Annotated in this window: 16 protein-coding genes and 2 tRNA genes; 8 read left to right on the top strand and 10 right to left on the bottom strand. The window is 38.7% G+C overall.

Translation table 11 applies throughout. The features are described from left to right. Nucleotides 1–371 precede the first annotated feature (371 nt). On the top strand, nucleotides 372–1,040 hold the full coding sequence (locus R2Q94_RS09475; protein WP_316821214.1) for a TonB family protein: 669 nt from the start codon (nucleotides 372–374) through the stop codon (nucleotides 1,038–1,040). A gap of 169 nt (nucleotides 1,041–1,209) precedes the next feature. Here the strand turns inward: R2Q94_RS09475 and R2Q94_RS09480 are convergent. Then, nucleotides 1,210–1,286, bottom strand: a tRNA-His gene (locus tag R2Q94_RS09480). 176 nt (nucleotides 1,287–1,462) lie between these two features. Here R2Q94_RS09480 and rnhA point away from each other — a divergent pair. Next, nucleotides 1,463–1,936 carry a ribonuclease HI gene (gene rnhA, locus R2Q94_RS09485; RefSeq protein ID WP_316821215.1) on the top strand — a complete coding sequence of 158 codons (474 nt, stop codon included), beginning with the start codon at nucleotides 1,463–1,465 and terminating at the stop codon, nucleotides 1,934–1,936. Between the two features lie 32 nt (nucleotides 1,937–1,968). On the opposite strand, the gene fbp is transcribed toward rnhA, so the two are convergent. The 3 genes from fbp to R2Q94_RS09500 all read right to left on the bottom strand — a co-directional run bounded on the left by fbp (nucleotide 1,969) and on the right by R2Q94_RS09500 (nucleotide 4,341). After that, nucleotides 1,969–3,024 (bottom strand): class 1 fructose-bisphosphatase, encoded by a 1,056-nt coding sequence (fbp, locus tag R2Q94_RS09490; protein WP_316821216.1) that lies wholly within the window; start codon nucleotides 3,022–3,024, stop codon nucleotides 1,969–1,971. A gap of 22 nt (nucleotides 3,025–3,046) precedes the next feature. Continuing rightward, the gene (locus R2Q94_RS09495; RefSeq protein WP_316821217.1) at nucleotides 3,047–3,538 is read right to left on the bottom strand and encodes a metallophosphoesterase family protein; all 492 of its coding nucleotides are present in this window, start codon (nucleotides 3,536–3,538) and stop codon (nucleotides 3,047–3,049) included. A gap of 95 nt (nucleotides 3,539–3,633) precedes the next feature. After that, complete coding sequence (locus R2Q94_RS09500) at nucleotides 3,634–4,341, bottom strand: tRNA1(Val) (adenine(37)-N6)-methyltransferase (protein ID WP_316821218.1); 708 nt, start codon at nucleotides 4,339–4,341, stop codon at nucleotides 3,634–3,636. A gap of 143 nt (nucleotides 4,342–4,484) precedes the next feature. Here R2Q94_RS09500 and R2Q94_RS09505 point away from each other — a divergent pair. After that, nucleotides 4,485–4,560: transfer RNA gene (locus tag R2Q94_RS09505), tRNA-His, on the top strand. 45 nt (nucleotides 4,561–4,605) lie between these two features. Next, complete coding sequence (locus R2Q94_RS09510) at nucleotides 4,606–4,833, top strand: hypothetical protein (RefSeq protein ID WP_316821219.1); 228 nt, start codon at nucleotides 4,606–4,608, stop codon at nucleotides 4,831–4,833. Between the two features lie 8 nt (nucleotides 4,834–4,841). On the opposite strand, the gene R2Q94_RS09515 is transcribed toward R2Q94_RS09510, so the two are convergent. The 6 genes from R2Q94_RS09515 to R2Q94_RS09540 form a co-directional block, all read right to left on the bottom strand. Continuing rightward, nucleotides 4,842–5,399, bottom strand: coding sequence for a hypothetical protein (locus tag R2Q94_RS09515; protein WP_316821220.1), 558 nt, complete (start codon nucleotides 5,397–5,399; stop codon nucleotides 4,842–4,844). A gap of 337 nt (nucleotides 5,400–5,736) precedes the next feature. Further along, nucleotides 5,737–6,324 (bottom strand): DUF5025 domain-containing protein, encoded by a 588-nt coding sequence (locus R2Q94_RS09520; RefSeq protein ID WP_316821221.1) that lies wholly within the window; start codon nucleotides 6,322–6,324, stop codon nucleotides 5,737–5,739. An 81-nt stretch (nucleotides 6,325–6,405) separates the two neighbouring features. After that, nucleotides 6,406–6,624 (bottom strand): hypothetical protein, encoded by a 219-nt coding sequence (locus R2Q94_RS09525; RefSeq protein WP_316821222.1) that lies wholly within the window; start codon nucleotides 6,622–6,624, stop codon nucleotides 6,406–6,408. A 60-nt stretch (nucleotides 6,625–6,684) separates the two neighbouring features. Next, entirely contained in the window at nucleotides 6,685–7,518 is an 834-nt protein-coding gene (locus tag R2Q94_RS09530; RefSeq protein WP_316821223.1) for a DUF6266 family protein, read from the bottom strand. 386 nt (nucleotides 7,519–7,904) lie between these two features. Continuing rightward, entirely contained in the window at nucleotides 7,905–8,306 is a 402-nt protein-coding gene (locus tag R2Q94_RS09535; protein WP_316821224.1) for a hypothetical protein, read from the bottom strand. Nucleotides 8,307–8,316: 10 nt separating this feature from the next. Next, nucleotides 8,317–8,862 carry a hypothetical protein gene (locus R2Q94_RS09540; RefSeq protein ID WP_316821225.1) on the bottom strand — a complete coding sequence of 182 codons (546 nt, stop codon included), beginning with the start codon at nucleotides 8,860–8,862 and terminating at the stop codon, nucleotides 8,317–8,319. A gap of 280 nt (nucleotides 8,863–9,142) precedes the next feature. On the opposite strand from R2Q94_RS09540, the gene R2Q94_RS09545 reads away from it, so the two are divergent. From R2Q94_RS09545 to R2Q94_RS09560, 4 genes are all read left to right on the top strand, one after another. Further along, nucleotides 9,143–9,733 carry an RNA polymerase sigma factor gene (locus tag R2Q94_RS09545; protein WP_316821226.1) on the top strand — a complete coding sequence of 197 codons (591 nt, stop codon included), beginning with the start codon at nucleotides 9,143–9,145 and terminating at the stop codon, nucleotides 9,731–9,733. Nucleotides 9,734–9,817: 84 nt separating this feature from the next. Then, on the top strand, nucleotides 9,818–10,963 hold the full coding sequence (locus tag R2Q94_RS09550) for a FecR domain-containing protein (RefSeq protein ID WP_316821227.1): 1,146 nt from the start codon (nucleotides 9,818–9,820) through the stop codon (nucleotides 10,961–10,963). A gap of 216 nt (nucleotides 10,964–11,179) precedes the next feature. Beyond that, nucleotides 11,180–14,638, top strand: a complete 3,459-nt coding sequence (locus R2Q94_RS09555; protein WP_316821228.1) for a TonB-dependent receptor — start codon at nucleotides 11,180–11,182, stop codon at nucleotides 14,636–14,638. 12 nt (nucleotides 14,639–14,650) lie between these two features. Next, complete coding sequence (locus R2Q94_RS09560) at nucleotides 14,651–16,144, top strand: RagB/SusD family nutrient uptake outer membrane protein (RefSeq protein ID WP_316821229.1); 1,494 nt, start codon at nucleotides 14,651–14,653, stop codon at nucleotides 16,142–16,144. The last annotated feature ends 206 nt before the right edge of the window (nucleotides 16,145–16,350 follow it).

Genomic DNA, 16,350 nt, shown 5'->3' on the forward strand with positions numbered 1-16,350 from the left:
TTGTCTGTAAAAATACGAATGTCGTTAGATATTCAAAGAAATATTTCTGGTTTTTTGGTGTTTTTCGGAAAATGGGGTTAAAAATAGCGCTATTGGGTGTTCTGTTTAGCTGTTTTGTGGTTTTTCACCTAAACTGGTGAAAATGGCTTTCAATTATGGAATATCAGTAATAATCCCATCATCAGTTAAAATAAACCTTTCGAAATATGCTAAACTCCTCTTCAAATCTCTACAAGTCCGAGTGGCTCGATCTTGTATTCAAAAACAGAAATCAAAATTATGGTGCCTTTGTGTTGCGTGCAGAATCTTCTAAGATTCTCCTGCGGTCATTGTTGTTGGCAACGCTAATGTTCGTTGTTCCATTTTTAATAATGATGATCACAAGGGCTCCGGAAGTTGAAACGAGAACCGATACTGTTGTGGACCTTCGTCCGCCTGCAGAGCCATTGGTTCCTAAAAAGCAGGAAGAAGCACCGAAGGTGGAGCCGATAAAAGAAATCAAACAAAAGTTAAAGATGTATAAAGCAGTTTCCAGCCCAATTGTGGTTGAAAATCCGATAGCGGAGCCACCTACATTGAAAGAAATGGAACATGCAGTTGCTGGACCGGTAACCCAAAGTGGCTTAGAGACCAATTTGCAGGTCTTGCCGGAAACAGGTAAGGGTGGTACAGGTGGTGAGGCTGCAGGAACTGGTGGTGCCGGGGAAGTTGACAATCAGATTTACGATGCCAGAGGTATAGAGGTGTATCCAGAGTTTGAAGGCGGAATGAAAGGTTGGGCAAAATTTCTACAAAGAAATCTAAGGTATCCAGACTTAGCTCAGGAACGGGAAGTACAGGGAAGAGTGATGGTGAGTTTTGTGATTGAAAGAGATGGTTCTATTTCTGATGTGAAACTGATCAGTGGGATTGGTTCAGGTTGTGATGAAGAAGCCTTAAGGGTGATTCGTAAATCTCCGAATTGGAAACCTGGCAGACAGAATTCGCAGACGGTCAGGGTGAGGTATACGATGCCATTGGCTTTTGCATTGGCGCAATAATAGGGTTGACGCTATATGTATATTATATATACATACGAAATACATCAGGTAAATATTGAAAAAGGGAGGCTATCAAAGCCTCCCTTTTTTGGGATTGATCTTTTTTTGCCAGGAGAAACAAAAAATTTAAGGCAAAAAAAAAGCAGCCTTTTCAGACTGCTTTCAAAACTGGGGTGGAATATGGGGCTCGAACCCACGACCCTCGGTACCACAAACCGATGCTCTAACCAACTGAGCTAAAACCACCATGTTTTTTCAACGTCACAAAAGTACGATTAATATTGTTGAATGCAAATATTTTTGAGGTTTAACCTTATCTTTTCTTTTAACCAATTCAATTTCAGCATATTTAATTTTCATAATAATATTTATTAATCTTCATAAATTGCATTTAGAGCTTAAAAACATAGATTTGTCCAGATATGATTGAGATTTTTACAGACGGAGCAGCAAGTGGAAACCCAGGTCCAGGTGGTTATGGAGTCATTTTGCGTTCAGGAAAGCATTATAAAGAATTGAGTGGCGGCTTTCGCATGACAACCAATAACCGTATGGAATTATTGGCTGTAATAGAAGGTTTAAAAGCGATAAAAACACCTGGTCAGCAGGTGACTGTTGTTTCCGATTCTAAATATGTGGTAGATTCTGTGGAGAAGAAATGGGTATTTGGCTGGGTAAAGATCGGTTTTAAAGGCAAGAAGAATAAGGACCTTTGGCTTCGATTCCTGGAGGTATATAAATTACACGATGTGAAATTCGTCTGGATCAAAGGTCATAATGCCCATCCTGAGAATGAACGTTGTGATCAGCTTGCTGTTGCAGCAGGTAAAAATAAGGCTGCATTAGGTATAGATGTAGAGTTTGAAAAGGAACGGGCTAAAGAAACGTTGCTATAAAACTTTCTTTAGCCCGCTTATTTTGCGGTTGATTAACCTACTTGTTTTAGATTTTGGGCATCTGCTGAATTTACCTCCTTTTCTGTCGAAAACTCAGCCATCATTCCTTCGGCCATATTCACCATTTCCTTGGATCCGATAAAAATAGAACTGCGTTGATGTAATTCGGTAGGCTCTATTTCTAGAATCCGGTTAAAACCATCAGATGCAGTACCACCTGCCTGTTCTACAATAAAAGCCATCGGATTGCATTCGTATAATAATCTTAGTTTTCCCTTCGGTGATTTTGCAGTAGTAGGGTAGATGTAGATTCCACCTTTAATGAGGTTTCTGTGAATATCGCCAACCATAGAGCCAATATATCTGGAAGTATAGGGTCTGTTTGTAGCTTCATCATGAACCTGTACATATTTCAGGTATTTTTTCACGCCTTCAGGGAAGTGAACATAATTTCCTTCATTTAAGGAATAAATATTTCCACCATCAGGAATGGTCATGTTGGGATGCGATAGGCAAAACTCACCAATAGATGGATCTAATGTAAAGCCATTGACCCCTTTTCCGGTGGTGTAAACTAACATGGTAGAGGAACCGTAAATCACATATCCTGCAGCAACCTGCTGCGTTCCTTTTTGAAGGACGTCTGCCAATGTTGCCTGCCCTTCAACTGATTTTCTGCGGTAGATCGAAAAGATAGTTCCAACAGCTACATTGCAATCAATATTTGATGAGCCATCTAAAGGATCTATACATACAATATACTTTGCATTTTTGGAGACCGGGGAGTCTATGCGAACAAAATCATCCTCTTCTTCTGTCGCTACAATACAGCATTCCCCACCACTGGTTAGGGCGCTGATGAATTGAATGTTTGCGAAAACATCAAGTTTCTTTTGGCCTTCGCCTTGAATATTCACTGTTCCTGCATCCCCCAGGATATCTACTAAACCCGCCTTATTGACCTCCCTGTTCACTATTTTTGCTGCAATTCCTATATCCCGAAGCAATCTGGAGAGTTCTCCTTTTGCATATGAAAAATCAGCTTGTTTTTCAATGATAAATTGGCCTAATGTTTTGATGCCTGACATGGTGCTTAGTGTATTTTGTACGTTATCTATTTCCTATTTCTATGGCCTCTAAGGTATGGATTTTTTCTTCCGAAATACAAAATCTGATTAATGTTTTTACCTTGTGCCAGCCTGAATTTCCTGCTGCACCGGGATTTATGTGCAGACAGTTGATCTTTGGATCAAACATTACTTTTAAGATATGAGAGTGTCCTGTGATGAATAACATAGGGGGCTTAGTGTATATTTCACGCTTTATGTTTGGGGCGTATTTTCCAGGGTATCCCCCGATGTGTGTCATCCATACATCTACCTTTTCACAGTTGAACCTCAGGTGTTCCGGGTATTGCGCGCGGATTTCTTTATCATCAATATTTCCATAAACGCCTTTGAGCGGTTTAAAGGCAGCAAGTCGCTCGGCTACATCTGGTCCAAAGTCGCCGGCATGCCAGATTTCATCACATTCCTCAAAGTGTTTGAATACGGCATCATCAAGAAAACCGTGTGTATCAGAAAGAAGTCCTATTTTTTTCAAAGTATAGCTTTTATTGTCTATACAAAGCTATATATATTGACCAGGAGATCCATGTAAAAGACCAGAAAGATGTTTGGGATAAAGGAATAAGTACTTTAAAAAGCAAGAAAGAAGTCTTTTAACAATGTTTTGTAAGCAGGAGTGTGAACACCTTTTGATTCATAGATGTAAAAGTTCTCTGAAGTAAATTGTCCTGGTTTTTGTGGAGATAAACAGATGATCAAACGAATCACGGGTCTGTTGTGGTCAGAACAAATGTCAATACGTTTATGAAGATGTAGTCCATAAGATATTGCATTCTCTATCAATATTTCAGCTTGCTTCAGAGGCAGGATTAGCCAGAAGGAACCCTCCGGGTTTAATATTTCAGTCACCTTATCGAGTAAGGAGTCGAAAAACTCCTCGTCTGCATGTCTGGCAATCCCTTTTCTATGTTCCGGATTTTTTAAATCATTTACAAAAAATGGAGGATTGGAAACCACTAAATCATATTTATGAGCAGTTTGATAGCTGGCGATAGGACTTAAATGAGCTTTAGTACGAGCGTTAAACTTTGAGCCTGCAAAATTATCTGTAGCTGTATTTGCTGCGGATTCATCAATTTCTACAGCATCAACCTGCGCATTTGGAAAACGTTGTGCCAGCATCATTGCAATGACTCCCGTACCTGTGCCAATATCCAATACATAACCTGGCTCTTGTTGATTAGCAATAGCACCTAGTAATACACCATCGGTATTGATTTTCATAGCGCAGCCAGCCTGATTCACTTCGAATTCTTTAAATTTAAAAATACTGCCCATGATGGTAATTGATTGATATAAAACGAACTGAAAAAATTATCCAGGAGTTTGGAAACGCGGCAAAGATAAAAAAATACATTTATTTCAATGAAATGTTGGAAAATCAAATTTTAATACTACTTTTGTGGCCTTGAAAAAAACATGGTGGTTTTAGCTCAGTTGGTTAGAGCATCGGTTTGTGGTACCGAGGGTCGTGGGTTCGAGCCCCATATTCCACCCATCGTCGGGGAAAAGAGTCGTTCAAAGACACTTTTCCCTTTTTTTATGCTTTGTAATTCCTTGTTACGCGAATACACCAGACTTAGTAAAGCACCTGCTCCAAAAATAGTTAAAGAACCACTACCCGTTCCGAAAGACTTTCCTGCGGGCAAGAAACTGGCCGCTACAGATGGTGTTATCAAACAGCGATTTGATGAGATGAAGAAATTACAGGATAAGCTATCAATCTGCATTGGAGCAATGGATCCGTTGAAGGAACTGTTAACAGATTGAAAACCATACTATTTATATGGGTTAACCGTTAAACTGCGGGTAAAACCCGGTGTGCCTGCTGTTACAATCAGCAATCCACCGTTTGTTTCATCGGCTCTATCTATAAAAAGTTGTCCTTTTTTACCAATGCCGATTTGTTTCTTGGTAGAAGAGGTTCTCCAGTAAAATGGGGGAACTCCTATCATCGAAAAATCGTGCTTAAACCTAAAATAGCCATTTTTTAATTTCCCGGTCAGGATAACATTTCGCAGTGCGTTATTGCGGTTAAATAGGGTTGCTTCCAGGTGATGGTTATCTACAAGTTGTAATTCAATGTGTGTAGCCTGGTCTAACTGGTCATTATAAGAGTTGTTGGGATTTTCGAAATGATGCCATACTGTTCTCGTGATTACCGTGTCAGTTTTATTTTTCCAGGGAACTGTCTCATCCACTTTTACAGGATATTTGCCAAGTGCCATTGGTGCGGTTAGTTGCGTATGATCAGTCCTATTTGGAGTTTTAAGACTAACACATGAAGTGACAAAAGAGGTAACGAAGAGGGCTATAATTTTTTGCGATCCGTTCATAAATACATTTATAAGTCAAGAAGCTCCTGAGTGACCTCTGTAGACTGAGGAGCTTTAATGACTAAGTTAAGCATTAATTTGACTTGCTGCGGTTTAAACACACTACTAGTAATAAGGCATCCAAAAACATCCCTAGTAGTGAACTCTGAAACTTCTCTACTAGGGATAAAAACCTTTCAATGGTTGATGGTTAATTAAATATCCCAACCTTTATCAGGTGAATCTTTCCTATCAAATTACTAATCTGTTTTTAGGTTGCGATTTCTATTGTAGCTGTGAGATTAGGTATTGAATATCGCATTTTCAATAATTATTAGAGTCATCCAAGAAACCTGAATTAATATCTGACTTCAAAATCTCCATTCTTTATTGTGATTGAATCTCTAAGATCTTTTACGTTATACAAAACCCCACTTAATGTTCCTCGAACAACTGGAGTCAAGCTTTCATTTGGAAATTCATATTTTGTGATTTCGATTTCGAAAGATTTTTTAGTTTTATCAGTGGAGTATATAGCTTCATTATTGAGATCGTCATATTTTTTTAAATAAATATATGTGCTTAAGCTCTTCTCAAAAAAATCAGCGTTATCGATATGATAAGTATTCTTTTTAATATCAAAAATTTGAAAATTTAATTCTGCATGCGCTTTCAGCGTTTCTTTAGGGAGGATAGCCTTAATGGTATACATTTCAATTTGATTCCCATTACTCATCCCTACTCCTGTCCAGGAGCCCTTAAACAGGTTCCTGTCTTTAGCAAGGGAGTTTTGAATCGTAATTGGCTTGCTTCCAATTACCGCATTGAAATATTGAGTGTACTCTGTTTCTTCTTTGGTTGGTGCTTTTTCCTTTTTACAAGAATAGCATATTAACAATACTATAAAACATAACAGTAATTTTAGATGTGCATTTGTTGTTTTCATAGTACATATGATTTATTTGTGAATGTACAGGGGGTATTTAGTTTTTCCAAACATTTAATCCCCCGTATTAAAATAATTACCTCATTTTGGGTTCAATAGCAAGATAAATGTACCAGAACTTACTTCATTAATCGTGTAATTGGTCGTTTGAGTAGGAGTATCCCCTGGTTTATATACCGGATTCTTAATAACTTCCTTCTTCCATATAATTGCTGAGCCAAACTCTAAAACCCCTTCCCCTAATTCGTCAGAACCTCTAGTAGTTTTATATAGATAAGTTGAACTTGAAGTAGTTTCCATAGATGCTCCAAATTTATAGCCAAGCTTAACTTTTTCCCAAAACAAAATGATTGACCTTATTTAGCCAGGCTTCCCGGGTAGGTGTAGGAGCTTCTCCTTGAGTACCTGATATTCTTTTTCCAGTATTTTAAAAGCCTTGTGCGTTGGTCTATTGCCATATTCGTCTCTAACCTGGTTCAAATAACTGGCTTCCACCTGATCAAAACGCTCTTTTACCTGCTGGTACTTCTTTTCCTCATTTTTTTCGTTTTCAGTTTTAGCCTCACCATTTAAATTACCCAAATAAACACTGTCGGACACCCTTTCTCCATCTGCAGAGATGAACGCAATATAGGGTTCTATCTGCTGTTTCAATTGCTCTTCCATCAGTGGAAGGAAACATTTTCCTTCAGATCTTCTGGCGATGTTCAGGTATTCCCGGCCTCTTTCTTTTTCAGGAAAACAAAGCATTACCATCACGCTGTCGTTGTGTTTTAATTCCTGACTATGAGTAGGATCCCAGCTGATTTCCAGGCCGCCTGCAACCTTAAAGATTTTTAAATCTGGAGTTTCAGGCATGCTGCCTTCGCTCAGTTTCACTTTACCATAATCAACGCTGATATTGGGATATTCGCCCTTTAAAGCATTCTTTTTCAGGTAAGAGGTGGCCAGATTATGTGCGTTGTGAACTGTTCCTTTGGCTTGTATCCCGTAACCCAACTTGATAAATCCAGACATATGGCTCAGTAAATTCATGGTGACAGACATTTTCTGGTAATTGGCCAGTTGAAGTGTGCTGGGTTTACCTTTTTTGCCAATTAAGCGTACTACAGGTTGCCCATTGAGCATGTAAAAAACCAGATTTCCTACTTTTCCTTTGAAGTGGCCTTGGGGGCCGTTTGCAGCTATTGCCATGTGAGCGTCCTTAATGGTTTGGTATTCAGTTCTCTATTGTCCAGTGCGGATAGTATGAAGATAGTGATAAACTTTATATTCACTCCTATATGAGGATACATTTTTTAAATGGAAAATAAAGATAACAGTAGTCTTATCAAGGTGTTTGATAAGACTACTAGCTATTTTAGGCCCTATCAACCTACTATAGAATATCTAGCAATACCTATGTAATTATAATCTCAGAACGAAGGCATATCCTAGGGAATATAGCCTCAAATAGAAAAGAAGTAGGACAGATGTCGGTATTGCTGCGAATGAACTTAAAGCAATCCTGCTGATGAATGGAAAGCTTTGAAATGGGACAAGATCTAAAAATAGATCTTAATCCCATTTTCCTGGAGGTATTAGTCTTTTACTTTTGCTTTGTTGTGCAATGCAATTGCTTTTGCATAGGCCAGATATTGGTTTCGTTGATCCTGATTTTCTTGTATAAATAAAATCCGTCCCTTAGTGTTTTCAGATTCGTTGTGGTAATATACCGTCACACTTTTATATTTTTTATCCAAATCATCAACGCCGGTTACATCAGACCATTTTATCTCAAGTTTTTTCCCTAGTCCATAGTTAAAAGTCATTTCACGATCAGTAATCGTTGTTCCTGAGGGCATGAAATTTAAGTACAAACCTTGATTGACCATTGCCATATCAGTATGTTCATTCAGCCATGTTGCCATTTTCTCCGGAGATTGTGCGGACGCGAAAAATGTTAAACAACACAACACAGCAATTAAGTTTAGTGTTTTCATATTTTTACAATTATTTATCGTCTATAGCAAGGGCAATAATATCTGTTGCAAAGGTGAGGGCAACGAAATCAAGTATATCTGTATCTACATAAGGCTTTCCATCTCTGGAATCTGCAAAACCTTTATAAACAACCCGACATTGCCTGTTACCATCAGCGCTAGTCCATAGATTGGCATAATTTGCAGGAAAACCACCCATGTATTTCAAATTTTGAGTAAGCTTGTATCCATTGTTTTTTAAGGCAGCTTCCATTGCGAGTGCATCCGATTTGGTTAACTCTTTACATATCAGTCCAACGACTTTATCGTCCAGGCAATACAAGGTTAAATCATAGGTTTTATATTCGTAAAGTCGCATCATAAAAGGGCCTTTTTTCTCATCATATTCCTTATCGTACATATAAGGACCTCCTTTTTTCATTGCTTTTTTCAGATCGGATGTTTTATGACCAAGGTAGTAGTCAAATTCGACTATAGTTCTAGGCCATTCCTGTGCATGTACCGAAATATTAATCAGTATAAAAAAGCTGATTAAGGCAGTGGTTTTCTTTTTCATGATTATAGGTTTTTTGTATAGAAAATGATATGAAAACAAATTTAGCGCAAAGCATCAGGTCAAAAAATACTCCTAAATGAGTATTTTGATACATTGGTTATGAGTGGTTTGAGGAATTGAAATGGTTTTTTTCAGGATAAACCTAGATGGGTCTTTTTTCTTAAGTTGTAAGATCAAGCCTTAGACTTAAGTAATTGATATTGTTTTTTTAAAAATACGATGCAATCAGCTAATAATATTTATTTTTAGCTCCTAAACTATTTTTATTATTAACCTATCCATGACCTCGTACCAGAATCTTTCAGATAATGATCTGGCGGAGCGACTCCGCTTTGGAGATCATCGCGCCTTTGGGGAAATTTATGAGCGTTTTTTTGGGGTATTGTATAGACATGCATTGTATAAGTTCCCTGACCAGGAGCAGGCAAAAGATGTAGTTCATGAATTGTTCGAAGATTTATGGCTGAAAAGAGAAGTATTGTCTATAGACCGAAATCTTTCAAATTATCTATATACCGCTACCAGGAATAAAATATTAAAAATCATCGCACATCAAAATGTGGTGGCTGCTTACGCCGCTAAACAGGTCGTACTGATCAAACAGGAGGAAGGATTTACTGATCATAGGGTCAGAGAACGTCAGCTTGCCGAAATGATTGAAAGAGAAATTCAATCGCTCCCCGTAAAAATGAAAGCCGCATTTGAACTTAGTAGAAAGCATAATTATACTTATAAAGAAATCGCAGAAAAAATGGACATCACCGAGCAATCGGTGCGTAGCCATGTCAAAAATGCCCTCAGGATTTTGAGAGTGAAATTTGGTTTATTTATAATTCTAATGATATTATTCTGTCTTTTTTTAGGTTTTTAAAATTTTTTATAAAATTATTACCCCCATACCCCATAAGATAAAGGTCTATAGTTTTAGGAGCCAAGAATAGGCTTCTAAGCATATATGCAGAAAAAAATCGACCTGAACGAGCTACTTCATAAATTTCATCATGGAACTTGCAATGCAGAAGAACTGGCATTACTAGAGCGCTGGTATGCACAAGATATTCCTTTTGATCGGGAAGTTTCAGAAGAGGAAATGCTACAGGCCAGGTCTGATGTCTGGCAGAGGTTAAAATCGGGACTTCATTTTAACAGGGCTACAGTTCGCCTGTGGACAAGAGTTGCTGCAGCTGCCGTATTATTCATGACTTGCGGCATTGGGGTTTTGTTCTATGCAAAACAAGCGGAGAATAAAACGATTAGAGGCAAATACAATAAATTCGGGAAAAATGACATCGCTCCAGGCGGAAATAAAGCCTACTTAACGCTGGCTGACGGTAAAAAAATTGTTTTAACTGATGCTGGAGTAGGGACTTTAGCAGAAGAATCAGGGGTAGAAATCAGTAAAAATGCTGAAGGACAAATTATTTATAAAATAGCTGATCAGAAAGATCAAATTTCAAATCCCCTAACTGCAGTAAATAAGATTGAAACACCGAGAGGCGGACAATATCAGGTGCTTTTACCTGATGGAACCAAAGTTTGGTTAAACGCTGCATCAAAATTGACCTATCCTGTTTCATTTGCGAATAGAGACAGAACTGTGGAGCTGGTTGGCGAGGCTTATTTTGAAGTGGCTAAAGATGTGGCTCATCCTTTTAAGGTAAGAAGTGTAGGGCAAGTGATAGAAGTTTTAGGAACTCATTTTAATGTAAATGCTTACCAGGATGAGCGGGTAATTCGTACCAGTTTGATGGAAGGATCGGTAAAGGTGTTTTCAGGATCAGGAAATGGAACACTGCTCAAACCAGGACAGCAAAGTAAGCTAAGTAATAAGTCCATTCAGGTAGAAGATGTCAATGTAAATGATGTATTGGATTGGAAATCTGGAAACTTTGTGTTCGACGATGAAGATCTGGAAAGTATTCTAAGAAAGGTAGCCCGATGGTACGATGTAGAAATTGTATACGAAGTCGATCCTGCTGGAGTTTCCCTACTGGGAAAAATTTCCAGGACTAAAAATATCTCCTCCATTCTGGAGGCAATAGAACAAACGGAACAAGTTCATTTTAAAATCGAAGGAAGGAGGATCATTGTGATGAAATAATGCTACTTCACATCATAGGGATCCCCGCAAAAAAAAAGCCGTTGTGCTACCAACACTAACGGCTCCGACAATTAATTGTCTTTTGTTCGGGACAACCCATTCTTATTGCGACTAAACAACTCGATCAATTAAACCCAAACAATCAAATATATGATTATTTACCATCTTTTTAGGGGTAAGCCATTGGCGTATATACCTATCCAATTCATAAGAATTATGAAGCTGATTATTATTTTAATGTCTATTGGTATACTTCATGTAAGTGCCAGTGGATATGCTCAGCGAATTACATTGTCTGAGAAAAATGCTTCTCTCGAGAAAATTATTAATAAGATAAGAACCCAATCAGGTTATGACTTTCTGGGTAATACTAAACTCATTCGTAGTGCGAAACCGATTAATATCAATGTTAAAGGTTCTACTATTGAGGAAGTGTTACAAATTTGTTTCGCTGGACAGGATTTGTCATATGCCTTGAATAACAATATTGTAGTGATCAGAAAAAAGGCTGATCAAAGTGCAAGTTCCATTGTTACGGTAGCCGTTGCGGCAATCGATGTACGCGGTCGTGTGATTGATGAAACCGGACTTCCTCTTGGTGGTGCTTCTGTAAAATTGAAATCAGGTGCTAAAAGTGTAGGAACGGATGCAAACGGAAGTTTTGTACTGAAAGGTGTAGAAAAAGGAGCCATTTTGGTGGTTTCTTATCTGGGATACATTCCTAAAGAATTAAAAGCAGCAGAAAACCTGGGCGATATTAAACTGGAAGAGGATGCAAAAGCATTAAATGATGTGGTTATCAATGTAGCCTATGGAACCTCGAAGAAATCTGCGTTCACAGGAGCAGTTGCTACTGTTGGTGCGGATGCTTTGAAAGAAAGGCCGGTTACGAATGTATTATCTGCATTGGCAGGTGCTGCGCCAGGTATTCAGGTGAATGCTGGAACTGGACAACCAGGAGCTGGTCCTTCAATCCGTTTGCGTGGTTTTGGATCCATCAATGCTTCTAATGATCCATTATATGTAGTGGATGGAATCCAGTATGATGGAAACATCGGAAGCATTAATCCGGAAGATATCGAAAATATCAGTATCCTGAAAGATGCCGCATCATCGGCTCTTTATGGTTCCAGTGCTGCAAATGGCGTGATTCTGATCACGACTAAAAAAGGTAGAGCGCATCAGGAAAAGTTAACCTTCAGAGGTTTGCAAGGTGTAACCTCCAGAGGTATTCCTGAGTACGAAACTGTAGATGCTTATCAATATTATCCTTTGGCATGGCAGGCCTATAGAAATAGTTTAGTGTACCCGACAACGGGAACAGGAATATCACTCCCTGCAGCCAATATTGCAGCCAGTAATGACATCAAAACACTTTTGATGAACAATCCTTTTAACGTTGATGACAAGAGTATTGTAAGTACAGATGGTGTATTAAACCCAAATGCCCAATTGAAATATCCAAACGACCTGAACTGGTTGGATGGTTTGCAAAGAAATGGAATAAGATCAGATTACAGCATGGCTGTGAGTGGTGGTTCAGAGAAATCTGATTACTATGTTTCCCTGGGTTATTTAAATGAAAAAGGATATATCATCCGCTCTGATTATAACAGAATTAGTGGTAGAATCAATGTCAATTCTAAACCATTAAGCTGGTTTAAAACAGGATTGAACATTTCTGGTAACATCATCAAGTCTAATCAGGCTGATGCGGACGGTAGTTCCAGCATCGTAAATCCCTTTAACTTCTCTAGAAGTATAGGTCCAATTTACCCTGTTTACGCTCATGATCCAACAACTGGAGACTTTATTCTAAATGAAAAAGGTCAGAAAATCTATGATACCGGCGGTTTACAAGGTACTTTAGGTATTCCTAACAGACCTTCAGGTGCACTCCCTGGGCGTCATATTTTACAGGAAACTTTGCTGAATACCACCCAAATTAAAAGAAATGTATTGGGGGCAAGGACTTATGGAGAAATTACCTTTCTGAAAGATTTTAAGTTCACGACTAACCTTGGGGTAGATGTAAACAATTATTTTTTCAATGATTACCAGAATAAAATTGTGGGTGATGGTGCGCCAAATGGCAGAGCAAGAAATACGACCAGCACCACTATTTCTTATACGCTTGAACAGTTATTGAACTATACGAAAAAAATTGATAACCATAATTTTGGTGTTTTATTGGGTCATAACAACTATAGTTATAGCTACAAGTATTTAACAGGGGCAAGAAATGGTCAAATTCTAGACGGGAATACCGAACTGGTTAATTTTGCCACAACTACAGACCTGAGTTCCTATACAGATACGTATAGAAAAGAGGCATTTTTTGCCAGATTGAATTACGATTATGATTCGAAATATATTTTATCAGGTTCCTTTAGAAGGGATGGTTCTTCTAAATGGCTTCCTGGAAATAGATGGGGTAATTTTTATGCCATCGGCGGCGCCTGGCTTGCCAGTCAGGAAGACTTCCTGAAAGATGTAAGTTGGTTGTCTTACTTAAAAGTAAGATCTTCTTATGGTTCATTAGGTAATGATGGCCTGGATTCTTATTACCCATCAAGAGACTTCTATAGATTGGGTTATAATAATGGTGCTGAACCAGGTATCCTGCTGGCTAACGTTGCAGATCCTAAGCTGACCTGGGAAACCAATACACAGGCTGATGCAGCGGTTGAATTTGGTTTTTTCGGAAACAGATTACGCGGTTCATTTGAAGTGTTCGACAGACGTTCTAAAGATTTATTGTTTAGAGTGCCTCTTGCACTGTCTAGTGGTATCGGTATCGGAAACGGAGCTACATTTGATAGTACCATTTCTAAGAATATCGGAAAGATGAGCAATAAAGGTATTGAAATTCAACTTGGTGGAGACCTGGTGAAAACTCAGGATTTTAACTGGGCTCTTAATGTAAACTGGACCATGATCCGTAATAAGATCAACAAAATGCCAGATGATGTGCCAACATTTATTGATGGCACAAAACAGTTGGCAGTAGGTGTTTCCCGTTATCAATTCTGGTTACGTCAATGGGCAGGCGTGGATCCAAGTGATGGTTCTAGTTTATACCTGATCAATCCTTCAAGTCCTGAAGCACCAGCGGATCTTAGAACAATTGATGGTCAGAAATACACAACCAATACCAACAATGCATTATTTGCGTATTCAGGAACCTCATTGCCTGATTTTGATGGTAGTTTCACTAATACTTTCCGTTATAAAAGATTATCACTTTCCGTACAAATGAATTATGGTGTAGGTGGTAAATCATTCGACAGTAACTATCAGGGATTGATGTCTTATAGTTCTTATGGTGGTTCCTTGCATGTGGATGCCATGAAAAGCTGGCAACAAGTTGGGGATAATTCTAATATACCAAGATTGGATGTAGGTAGATCTGCTTTAAGTAATGCTACTTCAACCCGCTTCCTGATCGATGCTTCTTATCTGGATCTACGTTCAGTAAACTTAAGTTATGCTGTGTCTCCTACATGGATTAAACAAGTAGGATTAAGCAACCTTAATGTGTTTGCTTCAGGTGAGAACCTGGTTCTTTGGTCGAAACGTAAAGGATTTGACCCAAGACAAAACTTTAACGGCACAAACTCTAATGTTTATACGCCGTCTAGAGTACTGAGTTTAGGATTAAGTGCCACATTTTAAAACAAGACAAATATGAAAAATCTACACAAACTATATTTACCATTGGGCGTGCTCATTTTGTCCTTTGGCTCCTGTAAAAAAGAATATTTAGATGTTCAACCAACCAACCTGGTTGATACTAAGGCGGTTTTTACCACCACTGCAAATGCGATGGCTGCATTAAATGGAATCCATAGATCATTGTATATTCAATATTCCAGACAGGAAGAAGGTGGACAGGGTTCGGTGAATCTGAATATTGATTATATGGGTAATGACCTGGTTAATTCAGTCAGTACAACTGCTTATGGTGTTTATAAATGGGTGGCACATAAAAATGCAACCAGTCTGACTAATAACTACATTTATACCTTTTATTACAGAATCATAGAGAATGCGAATATGATCATTGATGGTATCGATGCAGCTGAAGGACCCGAGGCAACTAAAAAGATGATCAAAGGAGAAGCTTTAGCTTATCGCGCCTGGGCACATTTTGTGCTGGTACAGACTTTTGGAAAACGCTATGATAAAGGAGCTTCCAATACGCAAGCGGGAATTCCAATCAAAATCAGTTCTGTTTTAGATGCAGGTTTGCCTAGATCTTCAGTTGAGGAGGTATACAGTCAGATTAATGCAGATCTTGATGCCTCAATTTTATTGTTGACCGGTGCAACAGCAAGACCTACGAAATCACATCTGAATCTTAGTGTGGCAAAAGGCTTGAAAGCCAGAGTAGCCTTAACGCAGGGTTTATGGGCGGTTGCTGCTCAATATGCAGCAGAAGCCAGACCAGGATATGCCTTAATGAGCAATGCTGATTATTTGAAAGGCTTTAATAGTCTGAGTAATTCGGAGTGGATGTGGGGTAGTGCACAACAAGAAGATCAGACTACCTTTTTCTTCTCCTTCTTTGCTTACATGGGAACTTATGCTTCCACTGCAAACAGAAGTAATCCGAAACGTATCAATTCGGCATTATATACTAAAATTGCCACCACAGATGTACGTAAAGGCCTTTGGGATCCGACAGGAACAAATTTAGCCTTCCCGATCCCTGCTCAAGGAATCAGATCTACTTACATGCAACGTAAATTTACAAATGCCGGAGCTACAAGTATCGGAGATGTGGTGAATATGAGGGTAGCAGAAATGTACCTGATCGAAGCGGAAGCAAAGGCGCATTTAGCAGTAGAAGGCAATGCCGCAGAAAATATCAATGCTCAAAATGCTTTGTTTACTTTGGCTAAAAACCGCGATGCTTCTTATGTATTGTCTACAAATACAGGTGCTGCGTTATTGAATGAAATCCTCATTCAAAGAAGAGTGGAGCTCTGGGGAGAAGGATTTGGTTTCTTCGACCTGAAACGCCTGAACTTACCAGTTGACAGAACCGGTGGAAATGCAACACTTGCAATTAGTGGGGTGTTAACCGTTCCTGCTGGTGGAAATGAATGGCAATGGTCTATTCCTCAGGCAGAAATCGATGCCAATAAGGCAATCGGTCCTGGCGGACAAAATCCATAGTTAATCATATACTTTTTATAAAAGGCTGCCCCTCTGTAAAGAGAAGGCAGCCTTTTTTGTAGGAATACCCCAGCTGAAGATCCGACGAAAAATCTCAGATCAGGGTCATAACTGAGGCAATTCTACCGTCCTTGCCCTATGATTGTTGTTATTTTAGTCTTTTTCAATTGCATCATTATTACTTTTTAAAGTATCTTTGCAGCACT

This window comes from Pedobacter gandavensis, from assembly GCF_032678465.1.
GTDB lineage: Bacteria > Bacteroidota > Bacteroidia > Sphingobacteriales > Sphingobacteriaceae > Pedobacter > Pedobacter gandavensis_B.